Source organism: Luteibacter sp. P1_D3 (assembly GCF_056406135.1).
This window is the reverse complement of sequence record NZ_JBFUAT010000010.1, coordinates 1-20670: the sequence shown is the minus strand read 5'-3', so window position 1 is coordinate 20670 and position 20670 is coordinate 1. Positions and strand designations below refer to the sequence as shown.

22 protein-coding genes are annotated in these 20670 nt (G+C 65.4%); 10 read left to right on the top strand and 12 right to left on the bottom strand.

Annotated elements, in window-relative coordinates; all coding sequences use genetic code 11:
* Positions 1-36: 36 nt before the first annotated feature.
* From hslU to AC1DYM_RS08770, 7 genes are all read right to left on the bottom strand, one after another.
* A complete protein-coding gene (gene hslU / locus AC1DYM_RS08800; RefSeq protein ID WP_477337599.1) occupies positions 37-1374 on the bottom strand; it encodes an ATP-dependent protease ATPase subunit HslU in 1338 nt (445 codons plus the stop codon).
* A 4-nt stretch (positions 1375-1378) separates the two neighbouring features.
* Complete coding sequence (gene hslV, locus AC1DYM_RS08795; RefSeq protein WP_477337598.1) at positions 1379-1912, bottom strand: ATP-dependent protease subunit HslV; 534 nt, start codon at positions 1910-1912, stop codon at positions 1379-1381.
* 212 nt (positions 1913-2124) lie between these two features.
* Positions 2125-3003 (bottom strand): tyrosine recombinase XerC, encoded by an 879-nt coding sequence (locus tag AC1DYM_RS08790; protein ID WP_477337597.1) that lies wholly within the window; start codon positions 3001-3003, stop codon positions 2125-2127.
* Positions 3000-3686 (bottom strand): DUF484 family protein, encoded by a 687-nt coding sequence (locus tag AC1DYM_RS08785; RefSeq protein ID WP_477337596.1) that lies wholly within the window; start codon positions 3684-3686, stop codon positions 3000-3002. The genes AC1DYM_RS08790 and AC1DYM_RS08785 overlap by 4 nt, the downstream gene beginning before the upstream one ends.
* 49 nt (positions 3687-3735) lie before the next feature.
* Entirely contained in the window at positions 3736-4566 is an 831-nt protein-coding gene (gene dapF, locus AC1DYM_RS08780) for a diaminopimelate epimerase (protein WP_477337595.1), read from the bottom strand.
* A 5-nt stretch (positions 4567-4571) separates the two neighbouring features.
* Complete coding sequence (lptM, locus tag AC1DYM_RS08775) at positions 4572-4787, bottom strand: LPS translocon maturation chaperone LptM (RefSeq protein ID WP_477337594.1); 216 nt, start codon at positions 4785-4787, stop codon at positions 4572-4574.
* 43 nt (positions 4788-4830) lie between these two features.
* Positions 4831-5301: a GNAT family N-acetyltransferase gene (locus AC1DYM_RS08770; protein WP_477337593.1), complete on the bottom strand. Its 471-nt coding sequence runs from the start codon at positions 5299-5301 to the stop codon at positions 4831-4833.
* A gap of 243 nt (positions 5302-5544) precedes the next feature.
* On the opposite strand from AC1DYM_RS08770, the gene AC1DYM_RS08765 reads away from it, so the two are divergent.
* Positions 5545-7029 (top strand): RimK family protein, encoded by a 1485-nt coding sequence (locus tag AC1DYM_RS08765; RefSeq protein WP_477337592.1) that lies wholly within the window; start codon positions 5545-5547, stop codon positions 7027-7029.
* Positions 7030-7075: 46 nt separating this feature from the next.
* Here AC1DYM_RS08765 and AC1DYM_RS08760 read toward each other — a convergent pair whose 3' ends face one another.
* A complete protein-coding gene (locus AC1DYM_RS08760; RefSeq protein ID WP_477337591.1) occupies positions 7076-7294 on the bottom strand; it encodes a hypothetical protein in 219 nt (72 codons plus the stop codon).
* Positions 7295-7402: 108 nt separating this feature from the next.
* Between AC1DYM_RS08760 and AC1DYM_RS08755 the strand changes: the two genes are divergently transcribed.
* The 3 genes from AC1DYM_RS08755 to AC1DYM_RS08745 are packed head-to-tail and all read left to right on the top strand — an operon-like array spanning position 7403 to position 9142.
* Positions 7403-7951: a lipocalin family protein gene (locus tag AC1DYM_RS08755; protein WP_477337590.1), complete on the top strand. Its 549-nt coding sequence runs from the start codon at positions 7403-7405 to the stop codon at positions 7949-7951.
* 58 nt (positions 7952-8009) lie between these two features.
* Complete coding sequence (gene aroE / locus AC1DYM_RS08750; protein WP_477337589.1) at positions 8010-8858, top strand: shikimate dehydrogenase; 849 nt, start codon at positions 8010-8012, stop codon at positions 8856-8858.
* A 14-nt stretch (positions 8859-8872) separates the two neighbouring features.
* Complete coding sequence (locus AC1DYM_RS08745; protein ID WP_477337588.1) at positions 8873-9142, top strand: YkgJ family cysteine cluster protein; 270 nt, start codon at positions 8873-8875, stop codon at positions 9140-9142.
* 10 nt (positions 9143-9152) lie between these two features.
* Here the strand turns inward: AC1DYM_RS08745 and AC1DYM_RS08740 are convergent, their stop codons facing one another.
* Entirely contained in the window at positions 9153-9464 is a 312-nt protein-coding gene (locus tag AC1DYM_RS08740; RefSeq protein WP_477337587.1) for a hypothetical protein, read from the bottom strand.
* 50 nt (positions 9465-9514) lie between these two features.
* Positions 9515-10129: a LysE family translocator gene (locus tag AC1DYM_RS08735; RefSeq protein ID WP_477337586.1), complete on the bottom strand. Its 615-nt coding sequence runs from the start codon at positions 10127-10129 to the stop codon at positions 9515-9517.
* Between the two features lie 243 nt (positions 10130-10372).
* On the opposite strand from AC1DYM_RS08735, the gene AC1DYM_RS08730 reads away from it, so the two are divergent.
* Positions 10373-12676, top strand: coding sequence for a TonB-dependent receptor (locus AC1DYM_RS08730; RefSeq protein ID WP_477337585.1), 2304 nt, complete (start codon positions 10373-10375; stop codon positions 12674-12676).
* A gap of 20 nt (positions 12677-12696) precedes the next feature.
* Here AC1DYM_RS08730 and AC1DYM_RS08725 read toward each other — a convergent pair whose 3' ends face one another.
* Positions 12697-13155, bottom strand: coding sequence for a DUF4126 domain-containing protein (locus AC1DYM_RS08725; protein WP_477337584.1), 459 nt, complete (start codon positions 13153-13155; stop codon positions 12697-12699).
* 176 nt (positions 13156-13331) lie between these two features.
* The gene (locus tag AC1DYM_RS08720; RefSeq protein ID WP_477337583.1) at positions 13332-16571 is read right to left on the bottom strand and encodes a protease pro-enzyme activation domain-containing protein; all 3240 of its coding nucleotides are present in this window, start codon (positions 16569-16571) and stop codon (positions 13332-13334) included.
* Between the two features lie 296 nt (positions 16572-16867).
* Here AC1DYM_RS08720 and AC1DYM_RS08715 point away from each other — a divergent pair, with 296 nt between their 5' ends.
* The 5 genes from AC1DYM_RS08715 to AC1DYM_RS08695 all read left to right on the top strand — a co-directional run.
* Positions 16868-17401, top strand: a complete 534-nt coding sequence (locus AC1DYM_RS08715; protein ID WP_477337582.1) for an energy transducer TonB — start codon at positions 16868-16870, stop codon at positions 17399-17401.
* A gap of 78 nt (positions 17402-17479) precedes the next feature.
* The gene (locus AC1DYM_RS08710; protein WP_477337581.1) at positions 17480-17797 is read left to right on the top strand and encodes a hypothetical protein; all 318 of its coding nucleotides are present in this window, start codon (positions 17480-17482) and stop codon (positions 17795-17797) included.
* A 40-nt stretch (positions 17798-17837) separates the two neighbouring features.
* The gene (locus AC1DYM_RS08705) at positions 17838-18371 is read left to right on the top strand and encodes a gamma carbonic anhydrase family protein (RefSeq protein ID WP_046968083.1); all 534 of its coding nucleotides are present in this window, start codon (positions 17838-17840) and stop codon (positions 18369-18371) included.
* A 48-nt stretch (positions 18372-18419) separates the two neighbouring features.
* A complete protein-coding gene (locus AC1DYM_RS08700) occupies positions 18420-20468 on the top strand; it encodes a M3 family metallopeptidase (RefSeq protein WP_477337580.1) in 2049 nt (682 codons plus the stop codon).
* A 49-nt stretch (positions 20469-20517) separates the two neighbouring features.
* Positions 20518-20670: endonuclease/exonuclease/phosphatase family protein (locus AC1DYM_RS08695; protein ID WP_477337684.1), on the top strand; the 153-nt coding region annotated here is incomplete at its 3' end.

Genomic DNA, 20670 nt, shown 5'->3' with positions numbered 1-20670 from the left:
CGTCAATAGTTTACCAGAGGGGGGACCCCTCATTGTTCAGAGGATGTAACGGCTCAAATCCTCGTCCTTGACGAGTGACGACAGCGTTTTGTCGACATATTCGGCGTCGATGGCATGTTTTTCGCCGGATTTGTCGGCTGCTTCGAAGGAGATGCGTTCCAGGAGGCGCTCCATGACCGTATGCAGGCGGCGCGCGCCGATGTTCTCGGTACGTTCGTTGACCTGAAACGCCACTTCGGCCAGCCGGTCGATCCCGGAATCAGTGAACTCCAGGGTGACGCCTTCGGTATTGAGCAGCGCAACATATTGCTTGGTCAGGGCATTGTGCGGTTCGCGCAAAATGCGCTTGAAGTCGTCGACCGATAGCGCGTTGAGTTCCACGCGGATCGGCAGGCGACCCTGCAACTCGGGGATCAGGTCCGACGGCTTGGCCAGCGAAAACGCGCCCGACGCGATGAACAGGATGTGGTCGGTCTTGATCGCCCCGTACTTGGTGGACACGGTCGAGCCTTCCACCAGCGGCAGCAGGTCGCGCTGCACGCCTTCGCGGCTCACGCCCGCACCGCCCCACTCAGAGCGCTGGGCGACCTTGTCGATCTCGTCGATGAAGACGATGCCGTTCTGCTCGGCGATATCGACGGCGCGGGTACGCAGGTCGTCGTCGTTGAGCAGTTTGCCGGCCTCCTCTTCGATCAGCAGCGGGCGCGCCTGACGGATCGTCATCTTGCGCTTCTGCGACTTCGAGCCGCCGAGGTTCTGGAACATCTTGCCCAACTGCTGGCTCATTTCCTCCATGCCCGGTGGGGTCATGATCTCGACGCCGACGTTGGTGGCGAAATCCAGCTCGATCTCGCGGTCGTCCAGGCCGCCTTCGCGCAGCTGCTTGCGCAGCTTCTGCCGGGTATCGCTGTCGATGGCCGGCGTCTGCGTGCCGGTGTCGTCCCAGCCGGTGGCCTGCCGGCGCGGAATCAGCGCATCGAGCAGGCGATCTTCGGCGGCATCCTCGGCCTGGCTGCGCACGCGTCCCTTGGCCTGGTCTCGGACCAGCTTGTACGACACATCGGCGAGATCCCGGATGATCGACTCCACATCCTTGCCCACATAGCCCACTTCGGTGAACTTGGTCGCTTCGACCTTCACGAAGGGGGCATTGGCCAGGGTGGCCAGACGACGGGCGATCTCGGTTTTGCCGACGCCGGTCGGGCCGATCATGAGGATGTTTTTCGGGGTGACCTCTTCGCGCATGCCTGGTTCCAACTGCATGCGGCGCCAGCGATTACGCAGCGCAATGGCCACGGCGCGCTTGGCGTCTTGCTGGCCGATGATGTAACGGTCGAGTTCGTTGACGATCTCGCGGGGCGTGAGTTCGGACATCGGCTCAGAGCTCCTCGATGGACGTGTTGTGGTTGGTGTAGATGCAGATATCGCCTGCGATCTTGAGGGCTTTTTCTACGATCGTGCGCGCATCGAGCTCGGTATTCTCCATCAGCGCGAGCGCTGCGGACTGGGCATAAGGTCCGCCCGAGCCGATCGCAATCAAGCCGTGATCGGGCTCGAGGACGTCGCCATTGCCCGAAATCAGGAGGGAGGCTTCCTTATCGGCCACGGCCAGCATGGCTTCGAGGCGGCCGAGGCGGCGATCGGTACGCCATTCCTTGGCCATTTCCACGGCGGCACGCGTGAGGTTCCCGCCGTGCTTGACCAGCTTTTCTTCGAACAGCTCGAACAGGGTGAACGCGTCTGCGGTGGCGCCCGCAAACCCGGCCAGGACGTCGCCCTTGCCGAGGCGGCGCACCTTGCGGGCGTTGGCCTTCATGACGGTGTTGCCAAGGGTGACCTGGCCGTCGCTGCCGATGACGACCTTGCCGTCGCGGCGGACGCAGACGATGGTCGTAGCGTGCATCGGTTCCATAGCGGGTTCCTTTGGGGAGTCGGCTAGAGGTGGGGGCCAGGGCGTGGTGTCGCAAGCCTGATGGGCCACGACCCGCTTCGGGAACCTCCTTGGTAGGAGCCGATTCATCGGCGAGCTCTTCCTTCGGTAGGGCTGAGGCCAGGAACCTGAGAGGAGCGCTGCTGCGCAGCGGGTTTATTCATTATTCGCCGATGAATCGGCTCCTACCTGTCTTATTTGCGCTTGGCGCGGGGATGCGCCGCGTCGTAGACCTTGGCCAGGTGCTGGAAATCGAGGTGGGTGTAGATCTGTGTCGTCGCGATGTCGGCGTGGCCGAGCAGCTCCTGCACGGAGCGCAGGTCGCCGGAGGACTCCAGCATGTGGCTGGCGAAGGTGTGCCGGAGCATGTGGGGATGCACCCGCTTGGCCTGGCCGCTCGATAGTTTGGCCAGTCGCATCTGCACGGCACGGGCGCTGATCGGCGCCCCGCCGCGGCCCTTGAACACGGGCTGCTCCGGCCCGGCACCGCCCAGGGCGGCGAGGGCCTTCAGGGCCGTGATGGCGAAGCGGCCGACCGGCAGGATGCGCGTCTTGCTGCCTTTCCCGAGCACGCGCACCTGGCCGTCTTCCAGGTCGAGGTCGCCCCAGTGCAGGCCGGTGAGTTCGGACAGGCGCAGGCCGCTTGAATAGAACAGCTCCATCATGGCGGAGTCCCGCGGGGCGAGCGTTCCGCCGAGCGTGGTCTCGACCAGCTCCTTCGCTTCATCGGCGTCCAGCACCTGCGGCAGCTTGCGGCGCACCTTCGGTCCGCGCACGGCCGCCGCCGGGTCGTGAGCCAGCTGGCCTTCCCGCGTGAGGTAGCGAAACAGCGTCCGACAGGCCGAAAGCAGGCGCTGGATGCTGTTGGGCTGCAGGCCGCCGCGATGTTCGCGGGCGATCATCCCGCGCAGACGATCGGGGCTGAGCGCATCGAAGCTCGCCAGTCCGTCGGCTTCCATGAAGCGGAGCAGCTTCTCCAGGTCGCGGCGATACGCCGCCAGTGTGTGAACCGACGGCGCGCGTTCGGCAGCGAAGTGCCGAAGGAAGGCCTCGACGGCCTCGCGTGGGCTCACGCCGCGTTCCGTGCCCGTTCGATCGCCGAGCCGACGGTGGTCGAAATCATGTCCAGGAACAGGGTGCCCATGCCCGGATGGAAACGGTCGGCATCGGCGCTGCCGATCGCCAGCAAGGCGTCCGGACCCACGCGCATCAGGGCCGCCGAACGGACTTCGGGAGCTTCATTGCCGAACAGGCGATGCAGCTTGTCCGGCGCCAGGCGCCCGGCAACCGGGTCGGCGTGCTCGAGGAACGAGGTGAATTCGGGCAGGCCCGAGCTGCCGCGCGGCTCGCGAAGCAGCCACGGCTCGTCCGGCAGGCCGGCGAGGTCGCCGAAGAAGACCAGGCGAATCCGCTCGGACTGGAAGTCCTCGGTCAGGCGGCGGACCACGCTGCGCACGGTTTCCTCGATGTCTTTCGCGCTGAGCAAGGCGAGCATCAGCCCGTGGACGCGGCGCATCAGCTTCTCGTTGTCCCCGGCGATCGAGGCGAGTTCCTTCAGCCGCGTCTCGAGCTCGGCGTTCTTCTCGCGCAGGCCCCGCAACTGATGCACGGCGAGCGATGCCGCCGGGCCATTGCTGCTCGGCAGGGTGAGCGCGTTGGCGAGCTCGGGGTAGTCGGCGAGGAAATCCGGGTGTCGCCGCAGGTAGGACGCCACGGTGGCTGGCTTGATGTCGCCGTCGATCGCGGAGTCGGTCATGGGGTCTGCTTCCTGTTTGTCGTCAGTGTGCCCCGTTCGCATGCGAACGTCACACTTCGCCTTCGAAAACAAAGGCGGCCGGGCCGGTCATCCACAGCGTGTGGCCGGGGCCGTGCCATTCGATAGTCAAGATGCCGCCCGGGAGTTCCACGTTCACCACCGGGGTGGCCATGCCGAGGGACTGGGCCACGGCGGCCGCGGCGCAGGCGCCGGTGCCGCAGGCGCGGGTCCAGCCGCTGCCGCGTTCATGCACGCGCAGGCGGATCCGGTCAGGCCCCAGCCGTTGGGCGAAGCCGACATTCACGCCTTCTGGGAACGCCGGGTCCACCGTGAGCGCGGGGCCGAGCAGGTCGATGCGTGGATCGGCGAGGTCGTCGTCGAACACGACAGCATGCGGATTACCCATCGACACGGCGCCGAAGGTGATCCGTTCGCCGACCACATCGAGCGTATAGGTGGCAGCCAGCCCCGGGGCGGTGAAGGGCAGCGAGGCCGGATCGAAATCCGGTTCGCCCATGTCGACCACCACGCGGCCCTCGTCGAGGACCCGCACCGTGACTGGCCCGGACGGGCTTTCCAGGCGAACGTCGGTATCGCGCTCGATCACGCCGTCGCGGAACAGCCAGGCAGCGACGCAGCGAACGCCATTACCGCACTGGCCCGACGGCGTACCGTCCGCGTTCCAGATGCCGTAGTAAAACTCGCAGGACGGATCGCGCGCAGGCTCGATGCTGATCAGCTGGTCGAAGCCGATCCCGGTGTGGCGATCGGCCAGGGCGGCGATGCGGGCGGCGTTCGGAATGCGCCCGGCATCCTCGCGCCAGTCCACGATGACGAAGTCGTTGCCGATCCCATGCATCTTGGTAAAGCGATTGGGCATCGTCGTTACTGGTGAATGACGGAGTTGAACGGGGTGATGGTGCTGCTGGCCTTGGCCGGGCCCTCGACGGTCGATGCCGCGGCCGGATGCGCCGCCTGCGGGCTGGCTGTCGTGCCGGGTGCCGGCGGCGGAGGCATGAACAGGTCGCCCTTCTGGCCGCACGCGGAAAGCACGGCGGCAGCGGTAGCGGCGATGGCGAACGGCAGGATCAGTCGGCGCATGGGCGATTCCCCGTAAACGGCCGCCAGTATAGCCCTGCCGTGCTCAGAGCGGCTTTTCGAAACGCAGGGCATCGGCGCCGTCGGCGTAGTAGTGCGCGTACTCGCCGATGATCCGGTAGCCACGGTGCTCATACAGGCGAATGGCCACGGCGTTGTCCTTGCGGACCTCGAGCCGGAGCGCACGGCAGCCGCGCGAGCGCGCCGTCTCTTCCGAGGCTTCGATCAGCGCCGAGCCCACGCCCTTGCCCTGGGCCTGCGGCTTGGCGGCAATCGAATACAGGCGGGCGACGGTACTGCCCTTGCGGAAGAAGACGACCGCGGTGCCGAGGAAGCGGCGATGGTTCGCACTGGCGACGAGCACGAGGGCGCTCTCGCTGTCGAGGTGCTTGCGGTACTGGGCACGGCTCAGTCGGTCCTGCGCGAAGCTCGATTCCTCGAGGGCGACCAGATCGTCGAGATCGCTGACCTCGGCGCGACGAACGCGAACCGCGGCGGTTACCGGGGGTGGACGCATGCGCTATGGAAACTCCGGCGCGAGGGGGATGACGGCTGCGGAGCCGGACGGGGAGAATCGGCAAGCGCGGCACTGTAGACCTCGTGCCCGGGCTGATCAATGACTTTTTCATGAACTCGTTTAAACGGGCTTCAGCGCTGGCGCTTGTGCGCCGCGGCACCGGAGGACCACACTGCGCCACCGACGAAACGAACGGCTCCACGCGGGGTCGACACAACGGTATTCGTCGTCTGTCGAGGTCTCATGAGCCGGCTCGTCATCGTCGTGGAAAAAGCCTCGGACTGGGGCTCCTACTACCCATCCGCCGATGTCGTCAGCGCCATGGACTACCTCCGTGAGCCCGTCGGGAGCGACGACGAGCGCACTCACGTCATCAATCTCTGCCGCAGCTACAAGTACCTGGGCACCGGTTACTACGTGTCCCTGCTCGCCGAAGCGCGCGGACACAAGGTGATTCCGTCGGTGCGCACGGTGAACGACCTGCGTCGCCGCTCGCTCTACGGCCTGGACATCGACGACCTCAACCAGAAGCTGGCCAACTTCCTGCCGGCGGGGGGCCGGGACACCACCGATTTCGGCGTGCTGGTCTACTTCGGCGAAACGGCCTACGAGGATCTGCAGGATCTTGCGAGACAGATCTTCGAGATGTTCCCCTGCCCCCTGATGCGTATCGAATTCGAGCGCGATCGCGTGTGGCAGGTCTCGTCGATCAAGCCCGTCGGCCTGCACACGCTGGATGACGCTCAGGAAGATGCCTTTGCCCAGGCACTGGACAAGTTTTCTCGCAAACTCTGGCGCAAGCCCAAGGCGCGCCGTCGTTTCCGTTACGACATCGCCATGCTGGTCGATCCAAACGAAAGCATGCCGCCGTCGAACAAGAAGGCACTGAAGCATTTCATCGAAGCGGGCAAGCACCTGGGGATCGAGGTCGACCCGATCGGTAAGAACGACTACCAGCGGCTCGCCGAGTACGACGGCCTTTTCATTCGCGAAACCACGGCCAGCGACAACCATACCTACCGCTTCGCGCATCGCGCGGAAAAGGAAGGCATGGTGGTGATGGACGACCCGACGTCGATCCTGCGCTGCACGAACAAGATCTTCCTTAACGACCTGATGGTCGCGCGCAAGCTCGCCACGCCGATCACCGAGATCATCTACCGCGACGACCCCAGGCGCGTACGCGACCTGCCCGATCGTCTGGGCCTGCCCATCGTCCTGAAGATTCCCGACGGCTCGTTCTCGCGCGGCGTGGTCAAGGTGGAAACACGCGAAGCGCTGGAAAAGGCAGCTGCCGAGCTGTTCTCGCACAGCGCGCTGCTGATCGCGCAGGAATACCTCTACACGGAGTTCGACTGGCGCATCGGCGTGCTCAACCACGAGCCGCTATATGCCTGCCAGTACTACATGTCGCGTGGGCACTGGCAGATCTACAACCATGGCGCCAAAGGCACGGCCAAATCCGGTGGTTTCCGCACGGTGCCCGTGCGCGAGGCGCCCGCCGAGGTCGTCAAGCTGGCGTTGAAGGCGACACAGACCATCGGCGACGGCCTTTACGGCGTCGACCTCAAGCAGGTCGGCGACAAGCCGGTGGTGATCGAGGTCAACGACAACCCGTCGATCGATGCCGGCGTCGAAGACGGCTACCTCGGCGAAGACCTCTACCTGCGGATCATGCAGGAGTTCCTCCGCCGCCTGGAGCTCAAGCGCCTAGGCATCACCACCTGACGCCGAGGCTCTTTGTAGGAGCCGATTCATCGGCGAGCTCTTACCCTCAACGCCGGAACAGCGCAGCCAACAGGGAAAGCGGCAGGCCCGGCTTCATGGCCACCAGCACACTGGCCGGCGCCAGCATCAGCCAGAACGCGGGCGTCCAGCCCAGCGATTCGCTATGCGCCGAAAGCGGGGTCACCAGCAGGACCAGGGTTCCCACCGCGAGCCAGCCGAGGGCGATCAGGGCGCGGAGGCGACGGGGCGAGAGCGTGTCGTTCATGGCGTAACTCCGGGACGGCGGGTCGGTAGCGCTCAGGCTAGTCACCCCCTGTCTCAGGGATCGCGACGCGTTGACCCCGTCGTGACGCGGCGCGGCCCACGCTAGGCCATGACCCGAATCCCGCTGGCCCTCCTCCTCGCCGCCGGCATGGCGACCGCCGGCTGCGCCATCAATGCGCCACTGAAGACGGTGGACCAGGTGGACCTGCCGCGCTACATGGGCATGTGGTACGTCATGGGGAACATTCCCAACTTCGCCGAACGCGGGAAGGTGGCCACGGCCGATGAATACACGTTGCGGCCTGACGGCCAGATAGACAACGTCTATCACTACCGCAAGGGCTTCGATCAGCCAGCGAAAACGTGGCATGGCAAGGCGTGGCTTCCCGACCCCAAGGACGCCAGCCGTTGGAAAGTGCAGCTGCTCTGGCCCTTCCGCTCCGACTATATGATCCTCGCCCTGTCCGACGACTACCGCGTCAGCATGGTCGGCCTGCCCTCGCGCAAGCTGCTCTGGATCATGTCGAAGGACCGTCGCATGGACGATGCCGTGTACCAGCGGCTGCTCGAGGTAGCCCGTCAACAGGGCTTCCCGGTCGAGCAGATGCGTCGCGTACCCCAATCACCGGACGATGTCGGCAAGCCCGGTTACCAGTAGGCGGCGTTAGAATTGGCCTACCGGGCGGGTTCGGTCCGGCGTCGATCCAGGAGAGTCCATGAGCGCTGAAGCGCACCGTTTTGCCGTGTTCGGTCACCCGATCGCGCATTCGCTGTCCCCGCAGATCCACCAGGCCTTTGCCGACCAGCTCGGCATCCGCCTGAGCTACGAGACCATCGATGTCGCGCCGGATCAGTTCGAGCCGGCCGTGCGCCGTTTCTTCGCCGAAGGCGGCCTCGGTGCCAACGTGACCATGCCGCACAAGATCGCCGCGCTGAACGTCGCCTCCGAGCGCTCGGAAGCCGCGATCCGCGCGGGTGCGGCTAATACCCTCACGCCGCTGGTTGGCGGCAAGCTCCAGGCTGGCGGCAAGCTCCAGGCGCACAACACCGACGGCAGCGGCTTCGTTCGCGATATCACCGAACGTCATTCACTCGACCTGCGCGGTCACGACGCCCTCCTGCTCGGCGCCGGCGGCGCGGCACGTGCCGTTGCCTGGGCGCTGATGGACGCCGGCGTCCAGACCCTGACCATCGTCAACCGCAGCCCCGAGCGCGCCGACGAGCTGGCCGACGCCATCGGCGAGCCGGCCCGGTGCCATACGCGCTACTGGGACGACCTGGAAGGCAAGTGCTTCGACCTCGTCGTCAACGCCACCTCGATCGGCGTCATCGGCGGCGCGTTCGACCTGCCGATGTCGATCCTGCAGGATCACAGCACCTGCTACGACCTCTGTTACGGCGCCGCCGCCGCGGACTTCAAGGGATGGGCCACGGCCGCTGGGACGCGCTACTTCCGCGACGGCCTCGGCATGCTGGTCGAGCAGGCCGCGGATGCGTTCGAGCGCTGGCACGGACAGCGGCCGGATACGGATCCGGTCTACAACCTGCTTCGCCAGAGATACTGAACCCGCCCCGGAACATGAGCACGTCGTTGTCCTGCCGCATGGGCTGCGGTGCCTGCTGCATCGCGCCCTCCATCAGCTCGCCGATCCCCGGCATGCCTCACGGCAAGCCGGCCGGTGTGCGTTGTGTGCAGCTGACCGACGACAACCGCTGCGCGATCTTCGGCCGGCCTGAACGGCCGAAGGTCTGCGGTGGACTAAAGCCCGACGAAGAGATGTGCGGCCCGGATCGCGATTACGCGATGCACTTCATCGCCAGGCTGGAACAGGCCACGGCAGCGCACTGACGTCCACGCTTCAGGGCAGCGTGGCGACGGGCTGTTCCGGACAGGCGTAGGCCGCCTGGTACTCATAGACGGTTTTTGGCGTGGTCTGCGCATCGGCAGGAACCTGCTTCGCGAGGACCAGTCGAATCGTGTCCACGGTCGGCGCGCTGCACCGCTTGCGAGCCATGGCGATGCAGGGCTGGTCGGTGATCGCATCCGTCTGGCAGGACACGGCGATCGGGGCGACCGTCGGGATGACGGCGACTTCCGGGGGCGCGGTGACGCATCCCGCCAGCGCCAGGACCGCCGCGGCGGGCCCCATGAGATGGATTGTGAGACGCATCGGAACCTCCTGCTCTTGCCGAGCTCAAGCTGGCCGTATGACCGGTGTTTTCAGCGAACCAGTTGGCGAATTCCCAGGGCGACGATCACGCCACCACAGAAGCGATCGATCCAGGCCTTTCCACGCCGGTATCGCAGGGCCACGCTCGGCGTGGCGAACACGATGGCCACGATGCCGTACCAGGCCGACGCCACGATCGCCACGGTGGCGAGCATGCCGAGAAAGGTGGGCATCGAGACATGCCTGGGTGCGGCTGCCGCGAACACGGCCGCAAAAAAGGCTATCGACTTCGGGTTGGCGATATTCGTGGCGACGCCCGTGCGGAAAGCCTGCCCAAGGCTGCGGCCACTGGCCGGGGGCAGGCTCGCACCCGCACTCCCCGCCTTGACGATCAAACGGCCGCCGAACCAGATCAGGTACGCCGCGCCGGTGATCTTTACGGCCAGTGCGATCCACGGGAATGTCGCGAAGACAATGCCGACCCCCAGGATGGAGCAGCTCGCCCAGAACAGGTTCACCACTACGACGCCGGCGACCAGGGCCAGCGCCTCGCGGGTGGTGGTCGAGGCGGCCTTGTGCGCTACGGCCACGAAATTCGGGCCGGGGATGATCACGCCGACGACGTAGACGGAGAGGACGGTGGTAACGGCGGTCCAGTCGATCATGAGGGCCCGGTGCGCTCTGGCGAGTGACGCTCGACTGTAGCGCGTTTCGGGAAGCGTCACAGCTTACGGACGTCCAGAAGTCCGAAATCAACTTGGATGAAACCCGCGCCTTGGACAAAACCAGCGCAAAGATAACGGGATCACGCTTTGATCCACCGTCAACCAGCCGTCATCTGCAAGTAAACGGCGATACATGCGCAGCCGCGACTCTCTCTGGTTTTACACCTCCAGGGGATCGACCCGATGACGTTCGCACGTGCTTCGCTCCGTCGCACCGCCCTCGCCACCGCACTTGCACTGTCGCTGCATGCCGGTTTCGTCCACGCCGCCGACGACGACAAGGCCGCCCCCGCAGCGGACGGCGTCGCCGCGACCACCAAGGACGCGAAGCAGCTCGATGCCGTTTCCGTGATCGCGCCGGGTGAAACGCGGCAGATCCAGAGCATCGGTGTCGAGGAGATCACCAAACAGCAGACGCCCGGCACCAGCGCCTTGAAAGCGCTCGACAAGTTGCCCGGCGTGCAGTTCCAGTCCGCCGATCCCTGGGGCGCCTACGAGTGGTCGACCCAGATCACGCTGCATGGCTTCGACCAGTCGCGCCTGGGTTTCACACTGGATGGCATTCCCCTCGGCACGATGGGCTATGGCGTGACCGACGGCCTGCAGGTGACGCGCGCCATCACCACCGAAAACCTTGCGACGGTCGAACTCGCCCAGGGCGCCGGTGCGCTCGGTACGGCTTCGAACACCAACCTCGGCGGCACCGTGCAGTTCTACTCGGCCGATCCGGATATGAAACCGGGTGTGCGCCTGAATCAGGTGATCGGCTCGGATTCGACCCATCGCACGTTTGCACGCGTCGATTCCGGCGATTACCACGGCTTCTCCATGTATGTGTCGTTCGCCAACGCGGATACCGACAAGTGGAAGGGCTACGGCGACCAGAAGTCGAACCAGGCGAACCTGAAAGCCTTGTATCAGTGGGGCGACGGCAACCGCATCAGCCTGTTTGTCGACAGCAGCAAGCGCAAGGAATACGACTACATGGACCTGTCCCTGACCAGCCAGCGCGCGCTGGGCTGGAACTGGGACTATCTGCAGCCGGACTGGAACTCGGCGGTGCAGATCGCCAACGCCCTCAATGGCAAGGGACAGTACCCGGCCTCGCTCAACGGCCTGCCGGCCGATTACGACAAGGGCGACGCGACGTACTACGCGGGCGGCGGTATTCGTCGTGACACCCTGACCGGCCTGTCCGGCTCGTTCAACCTCGGCGGCGCGACGCTCGACACGACCGGTTATTACCACGCGGATCGCGGTGAAGGTCAGTGGGCTACGCCGTACCAGGCCTCCTCGCCGACCGTTCCGATTTCGATGCGCACCACGGACTACGGCCTGGATCGCTATGGCATCACCTCGGCGCTCAAGTTCAGCGTGGGCAACAACGATATCGAGGTGGGCATCTGGGGTGAGGACTCCAACACCAACCAGGAGCGCAACTACTTCACGCTGAGCGGTCAGTACACGGCGCTGTACACCGTCTACAACGACCAGGATCCGTTCCTGCGCGCCTTCCTGCAGCATTATGAAACCAAGACGCGGATGGGCTACGCCGAGGACACCATCCATCTCCTCGACGACCAGCTGACGATCAACTTCGGTGCGAAGTCGCTGCGCGTCACCACGGACGCGACCTCGCTGGTGCCGACGACGGCCTTCGCGCAGGGCCAGATGCGCGCGAAGAAGGGTTTCCTGCCGCAGGCCGGCGTCGATTACAAACTCGACGCGAACCAGGATATCTACGCCTCCTACGCGAAGAACATCTCTGCCTTCGGCATCACACCGTTCAGCACGTCGCAGGCGGCGTTCGATGCGGCGAAGGACCACCTCAAGCCGGAAGAATCACAGACCTGGCAGACGGGCTATCGCGCCCATGGCGAAACCTTCGAGGCGTCGCTGGGCCTGTTCTACACGCGTTTCGAGAACCGCCTGTTGGCGACGACGCCGTGCCCGGCGGTGGTTACCTGCGCCGCATCGCTCAACAACGTGGGTGACGTGAAGAGTCGCGGCGCCGACGTCGCCTTCCTCTGGAAGCCGGTGCAGGGCCTGAGCTGGCTCAACTCGTTCTCGTACAACAACTCCAAGTACCAGGACGACTACCAGAACTCGGGCACCGTCCACACGGCTGGCAAGTACGTGGTCGGCGTGCCGAAGACCATGTTCTCCAGCTCGGTGAGCTACGAGATCGCCGGCTGGCGCGCGAACGTCGAAGGCAAGTACACCGGTCGCCGCTACATCACCTACACCGACGATTCGTCCGTGCCGTCGTACTGGGTGGTCGATGCCGGTCTCGCCTACGACATCGGCAACCTGTCGGTGCTCAAGGAGATGAGCATCGGCTTCAACGTGACCAACCTGCTCGACAAGCGCTATTTCGCCTCGACCGGCACGAACGGCTACGTCGCCTCCGATCCGGATGGCTACAACCAGACCCTGATGGCCGGTGCGCCGCGCCAGTACTTCGTGAACCTCAACGCGAAGTTCTGACCGCGACGCGACCGCGGTAATCAGGCGAAGAAGACGACCAGGGCCGCGAGGGCGATCGCTACGATGTCCTCGACGATGGCGGCGGGACGGTCGCTGCGGAAGGCAGCGGCCATCTTCGTACGGGCCGCCGAGCCACCATAGGTGCCAAGGACGGCACCGATGGCGCCAGCGACCAGGCCGATCACCAGGGCATCGTGGGCGGCGCCGATGCAGGCGCCCGACAAGGCACCCGTCACGATGCGGGTACCGAACTGGACGGGAATCTTGCGGCTCGGCGTGGACGGCAGCTGGTCGGTGATCAGTTCGCCCAGCGCGGCGATGCCGAAGATCCACGGTGTCCATGCGTAGCCCATGAAGGCGAGCGGCGTACCCGTGAGCGCGAGGCCGCCGAAACGGGCGGCGAAGGCGACGGCGGCCGGAGCCATCATCGCGCGGAGACCGGCAACGATGCCGATGAGCAGAGCAAGGACGAAGATCATGAAGGCGTTCCTTTCCTGGGCAGTGGCCACATCTAAACGTGGCCGGACCCCTGTGGCTTGCCCAAATCTAGCGCGGCGACACAGCCGCCGGGGACGTCAGCCGCTCAGGTAGCCGTTCACGGCTCTTCTCGGTAAAACGACGGGCCGGCGACCAGGGGCCGGCCCGTCGTCAGGCCTTACGGTGCGGAAGTTACCCGGCGGCTACCCTGGAAGCGGTTGGCCGGTACGGTGTCCTGCTTGGCCAGCACGAGGGCGGTGCCCCAGGCATCGGCCACCTTGAACGAGGTGAAGCCCGAGCCGGTGCCCTGCCATTCGAACACGCGGTTGTTGGCGTTGCGCCAGAGCAGGTCGGCCAGGCCGTCGCCGTCGTAGTCGCCGATGCTGGCCAAGCTGTATCCGGCCGGGATGGCACGGCTCTTCTTCGCGATGACGCGAAAACCATCCAGCGTCCACCAGCTCACCTGGGCATTGGCCGTGTCGGTCCAGATCAGGTCCGTCGTGCCGTTGCCGTCGATGTCACCGACGCCATAGAGCGTGGCACCCGCCGGGCGGTCCGGCAGCGCATGGGCCACGAAATGACCTTGCTGGTCGGCGATCCACAGGGCGAGCGAGGTGTTGTCGGTGCGAGTCCAGACCAGGTCCGTGTAGCCGTCGCCGTTGGCATCGGCGAGCGTCGGCGTGGCGCCGGCGACGCCGTCGATCGGCGCGGATTCCGCGGTGACGATGATGTCGTTCTGCGTGACCGGATCGAGATCCAGCGACCACCAGACGATCTGCGAGGTCGCCGTGTCGAACCAGACCAGCTTCTGCGTGCCGCTGGCATCGTTGACGCCGGTGCCCAGCAGCTTCCAGGTGGCGGGCACCGCATGATTGACCACGAAGGTGAAGTAGCCACCGGTCCCGGTGGACACCCAGACGTTCACCTGGTTATCGGCGCCGAGCAGGACGATTTCGCCGGACTTGAGCGACAACGCGTCGAGCCCGGGCACCAGGTCGCCGAAGGCCGTTACCGTAAGGCTCGGATCGATGGCCTGCGTTTCGTCATACAGGCTCACTGCACCCTTCATCGCTACCGAGTGCAAGACGCCCTGGGTGGGATCGACATAGGCGAAGTCGCTGTAGCCGTCGTTGGTGAACAGGTTGTTGAGCGAGAGGAAATCCGCCGAGGCGACATAACCGCGGCTGGCTGGTGCGCCCCAACCGAGGTAGGCATCGACGAGGTTCGCCGCGTTGATCGTGCCCAAACCCGTCGCCATGCTGTAACCGACGTTCGTCTTCCAGGCCGGAACCAGCGCGTTGGTGGTGGGATCGCCACCCTCCACGATGCCGACGATGTTGTTGAGCTTGTGCCCGGTGTCGCAATTGGGCGAGCCAGACCCACAGGGCTGCACAATGTCGCCTTCGGTGACGTTGTTGAACACGCAGTCCGCGCCGATCGTCACGCCGTTGCTGGCGTTGCATGCGGTGAGTGTCTTGGTATTCGGCGAGCCGACGGTGCCGAACTGGCGTGCGGCAATGCCGTAGAAGGCCGGCAACACATTGCCGCTGCGACCGCCGGCGGCTTGGTTGATCAGCGTCTGAACGCCGGCCATGGCTGGCGCGGCAAACGACGTACCACCTGCGGAGTTGGCGAACACGTTATCGGGATTGCTGAAGTCGCAGGCCGTGCCACCGTTATCCGCATCGGACATGCAGAACACCAGGGCGTGCCCGAAGATCCCGTTGGCCGAGAACAACGACACATCCGGCAACAGGCGTGAGGTGTGGTTGGTCGAGCCGCTGATGCCGATCTGTTCCTCCGGCTGCCCATGAACGCCGCTGGGTCCACCGCCACCGCCGCCCACCTGCAGGAAATCCTGTCCCCGCCCGGCACTGTCGTTGCAGGCGGTGATGCCGTCCTTGTAGCCGAGCAAGGTATACAAGTGGCTGCTGGCGCAGCTGTTGTTCCAGGTCATTTCCGGGATATAGCTGATCGCGGACTGGTAGTAAGGCAGGTTGGTCGACGTCCAGTACGTGGACTGCTGGCCACGATCGTTGAAGTCCGTACCGCCCACCGCCACCGACGAGGGTGACGACGCGAGGCCGTTCACGGCAGCGCCCGACGTAGACCAGAACAACGCACCCTGATCGCATTGCGTCGAACCACCGTCACCGGTCGAGACGAACACCGTCACGCCTTCCGCGGCCGCCGACGACCAGATCGCATCCGCGGTAAAGGCATCGCTGGGATCGCCCGACTCGCACGCGCCGTAGCTCAGGCTCCACACGGAGGGCGGAAGGCTACCGTCGGGACCGCCTTCGAGAAGGCGCGCGGCAGCCATGAAGGGACCAAATGTGGCACCGCTATCGGCACACGACGCCAGCACGATGTTCGCATCTGGCGCGGCCGCACCGGCCCACTCGGCATCGAGGGCGGCTTCGCCTTCGTCGCCGTTCATGCCCGGGTCCGCGCAGGCGACGCCGCCATCCAGCGGATGCAGGGTGCTGAAAGTCCCCTTCGCGTCGGCAGGCAGGAACGCGCTGCGGAAGCGCGCCACGTCGTCCGCGAGGACGTCGGTGCGCTCGAGAACGACGACCGTCTGGCCGCCACCGCGCACGGCATTGCGACGATCCCATAAGGGCTTCACGTTGTAGACCTGGTTGAAGTCGGCCGGCACCATGTCGTAGGTGGTGTTCGGATCGCTCGTACCGGGCGGCACGGTGAATGCCGGCTTCGCCGCATCGGCCGTGCTCCACTTGCCATGCTTGCGGTCGAACGTGCTGTGCATCAGCGCGGTGTGCTGCGGCTTCGGAAAGAAGTTATGCAGGGCGACGCTGCGGATCACCGGCGAGAGCGACGCAGGAATGCGTGTTTCGGTGCTGTTGGCGAAATGCCTCTCGCCGTCCACCGTATAACGGTGCAGTTGCGTACCGAAGGCCTTCGACACCGCGCTCGCAGGACCGGAGAAGGTGATGCGCATGCGGTCGCCGGAAACACTCGACACCGTCATGCGCTGCGACCGCAGCCACTGCTGCACGGTCTTGACATCCTGTAGCGATGGCCCGAAGCGCTCGCCGATCTGGGCGGCGGTCAGCCAATGGTGGAAATCGGGCGATGCGGGATTGTTGAGGCGCGAGAGGTACGAGCGAAATGCATTCTCGTGGTCGTCGTCGCGCTTCAACACCAGGGTGATGTCGCTTACCGTGTCGCTCGCCGACATCGCTCCGGCGTCGAACTGGGCCATGGCCTTGCGTGGTGCGGTACCGGGTAATGCGAAGGTCGACGTGCTCTCGACCTGGGTGGTGACGCGCGCTGCGGACGTGGGCTGCAGTGCGCGTGCCGCCTGCTGCAGTTCGGTCGCCGTGGAGGGTAACGACAGGACATAGCCTGCCGTCAGGCCCGCGAATGCGAGCCAGGGTGTGAGCCTGCGTGACATTGTGGTTACTCCCTTGCGTGAGTGCTGTATCCCCACCGAGCTCCCTGCACCAGGCCTTCCCCCTCACGGCACGTCATCAGGGCGATCAGTCGGGCAACCGTAGTCCTGTGCATCGCGACGAACCATGATCGCAATCACATTTGGCCGTCTAAATGACGGGAATGCGTTAATGGCAAGTTCTTGCGATCGGACCGACCGCAACGTGAATGCAACAATCCGCCGCCAAGATGACAAGCCCGCTGGGGTCGTCCAACAGGGGGACGGCCTGGTTGCGGGTGCGCCACGGAACCACCCCCATGTCCCAGACACTTACCGCGGCGTTTCCCCGACGCACGGTTTTCGCTATTGCCGTTGGTGTGCTCGCGCTGGCGGCCATTGGCGGCTTCGTCGCGTTTCGCAGCCATCAGGCCACGTCTTCCACAGACGCCTCGGATGCCGTGAGCAGCGATGCCAGTGCGTCGTCGGGTGCCGCGCCCGAAATCGACATCCTTCTCGGCCTGGCGCGCGATGCCACGAGGGAAGGCCGGCTCGTGGCGCCGCAGGGCAACAACGCCTACGAGTATTACCTCAGCGTCAGCCAGCTCGATCCGAAGAACGCCACGGCGCAAGATGCCTTGCGTGAAACGCTGCCCTTCGCCTCCCAGGAGATCGAGCGGCAGATCAACCGGCGCGAACTCGAGGAGGCGCGTCGTGAGATCGCGTTGTTGCGCGATTACGATCCCACGAACTACACGCTGATCATCCTGGGCGCGAAGCTCGACGCCCAGCAGCGCGTCGTCACCGCGGAAGACGAGGCGAAAGCCGAGGCGATTCGTCGGCGAAACGGCTAGGCGAAGTCGCGACCCCGTTCATGATCCGGCCCCGGAGGCCACGGCATAATCGAGGCTCCACCAGGCAAGGAGCCTCCCATGCATCGTCTCGCCGTCCTCTTTTTCACCGCCGTGCTCGGCGGCGCCGCCCTCGTGGCCTGCCAGTCCGCGCCGCAGACCGTGCCAGCCGCCCAGGCCGCGCAGCCCCGTCCGGTTGCCGGGTTCGTGACCGATCGGAAGGCTTTCGACGCCTTTATCGCCACGAAACCCACGCCCGCCCAGTTCCACGCCGCCTATCCGGATGTCGTGCTGGTCACGCCGGACATGATGACCACCCGGGAAATGCGCCAGAACAACAGCCGCTACTTCCCGAAGCTGGATGCCGACGGCCGTATCGTGGGTGGCTCGTTCATGTAACGCCCACGGTGGGCATGGCGCGACCGATTAGAATGGCGCCATGCCTACCTCGATCCGGCCCTTCAAGGGCATCCACCCCCGCCTCGGCGCGCGGGTCTATGTCGACCCCGCGGCCACCGTCATCGGCGACGTGGAACTGGGCGACGACGCTTCCATCTGGCCTGGCGCCGTCGCCCGGGGCGATGTCCACCACATCCGAATCGGCGCCCGCAGCAACCTGCAGGATGGCGCGATCATCCACGTCACCCACGACGGGCCGTACTCGCCCGGCGGCTTCCCGACGATCATCGGCGAGGACGTGACCATCGGTCACGGCGCGGTGATCCACGCCTGCACCATCGAGGACGGCTGCCTCATCGGCATGCATGCCACGGTGCTGGATGGCGCGGTCATCCGGAAAAATGGCTTCGTCGGCGCGGGGGCGGTGGTTCCGCCCGGAAAGATCGTCGGCGAGCGGGAGCTCTGGCTAGGCAACCCGGCGAAGATGGTCAGGGTGCTCAGCGAGGCTCAGGTGGCCCAGCTGTATTACTCGGCGGCCAACTATGTGCGCCTGAAAGACGACTATCTGGCTTGATTTGGCTGGCCCGCAACACCACGCTGGACGCCTGACAGGAGATCACCGATGGACAGCAGCACCAATCCCCTTCTGGACCCGAACGGCCTGCCGGCCTTCTCGGCGATCCGCCCGGAACACATCGAGCCGGCGATCGACAGCCTGATCGCCGAGCAGCGCATCGCCATCGACCGGATCGCCGCCGTCGACGCGGTGCGCGATTTCGACCACGTCATGCTGACCCAGGAGCGTCTGGACCAGGTGCTCGCACGGGCCTGGTCGCCGGTCAGCCACCTGCATTCGGTAGCCGACTCCGAAGCCCTGCGCAAGGCGCATGGCGCGGCGGAAGAAAAGCTTACCGATCATGGGATTGAAGTCGGTCAGAACCGCGATCTCTACGCCGCGGTACAGGCTGTGGCGGATCGAAGCGACTTCGCCGACCTGCCGGTCGCAGCCCGGGCAGCCGTCGAACATGCCCTGCGCGACTTCCGCCTGTCCGGTGTCGCGTTGGAAGAACCCGCCCGCAGCCGCTTTCGCGAGATCGGCGTCGAACTGTCCAAGCTGACCACCGAGTTCTCCAATGCGGTACTCGACGCCAGCGAGGCCTGGCGCAAGCACATCACCGACGAGCGCGACCTTGCCGGGATTCCGGCTTCCGGCCGCGCCGTGCTGCGCGAATACGCCCGCGAGGAATCGCTGGACGGTTACCTGGTGACCCTGAAGCAGCCCAGCGTCCAGGCCGTGCTGACCTACGCGGAGAATCGCGATCTGCGCGAGGCCGTGTATTACGCCTACCAGACACGCGCTTCGGACCAGGGTCCGGACAAGGGCAAGTTCGATAACTCCGAGCGCATCGAGAAAATCGTGGCCTTGCGCCACGAGGCCGCCCAGCTGCTGGGTTTCGCCAATGCCGCCGAGGAATCCCTGGCGACCAAGATGGCCACCTCGCCCGACGTCGTGCTCGCTTTTCTCCGCGACCTGGCGGCCCGGGCCAAACCGGTGGCGAAGAAGGAACTGGACGAACTACGCCGCTTCGCCTCGGACGAACTGAAGCTGGACAACCTCGAGCCCTGGGATGTCGGCTTCGCCTCCGAGCGCCTTCGCCAGCAGCGTTACGCGCTGGACGAGGAACAGATCAAGCCGTACTTCCCCGCGTCTGGCGCCATCGATGGCCTTTTCGCCGTGGTCGAACGCCTTTACGGCGTCCGTTTCGCTGCTCGCGACGATGTCGATACCTGGCACAAAGATGTTCGCTACTACGATGTCATGAACGCGGACGGTTCGATTTTCGCCGGTGCCTACCTGGATCTCTACGCGCGCTCGGGCAAGCGTGGCGGTGCCTGGATGGATACCTGCGAGTCGCGCTTCCGCGACGGCGAACACCTGCAGCTGCCCATCGCTTTCCTGACCTGCAACTTCCCGCCGCCGACGGACGGCGCTCCCGCGCTCCTGACCCACGACGACGTCCTCACCCTGTTCCACGAATTCGGCCACGGCCTGCATCACATGTTGACCGAGGTCGATATTCCGTCGGTCGGCGGCATCGACGGCGTGGAATGGGACGCGGTGGAATTGCCCAGCCAGTTCATGGAGAACTTCGCCTGGGATCGCGAGGCGCTTCGGCTCTTCGCCAAGCACTACGAGACGGGCGAACCGTTGCCCGACGACCTGTACCAGCGAATGCTGGACGCGCGGCATTTTCACGCCGGGCTTTTCCTCGTCCGCCAGCTGGAGTTCGCCCTTTTCGACTTCCGCCTGCACCTGGAGTACGACCCAGCCAAGGGTGCGCGTCCGCTCGACGTGCTCGAGCAGGTGCGGCACGACGTAGCTGTCATGCACCCGCCGGCCTGGCAGCGATTCCCGCACGCGTTCACCCACATTTTCGCGGGTGGCTACTCGGCGGGCTACTACAGCTATTTGTGGGCCGAGGTCCTGTCGGCTGACGCGTTCGAGCCCTTCGAGCAAGCCGGCGTGCTGGACCGCACCACGGGGCAGCGCTTCCGCGAGGAGATTCTCGCCGTGGGCGCGACACGCCCGGCACTGGCGTCCTTCAAGGCCTTCCGCGGCCGTGAGCCGCAGCCGGACGCCCTGTTGAAGAGCTACGGCCTGGTCGTCTGAGGTACGGGCCGCGCGGGTCGTCGCGCGGCCGTTCCTTTACAATGGCGCCATGAAGATCGCGTCGTGGAACGTCAATTCGCTGAAGGTCCGTCTGCCCCATCTCCAGCAGTGGCTGGGCGAGGCGCAGCCGGACATCATCGCGCTACAGGAAACCAAGCTCACCGACGACAAGTTCCCCGTGGACGAGATCGCGGCCATGGGC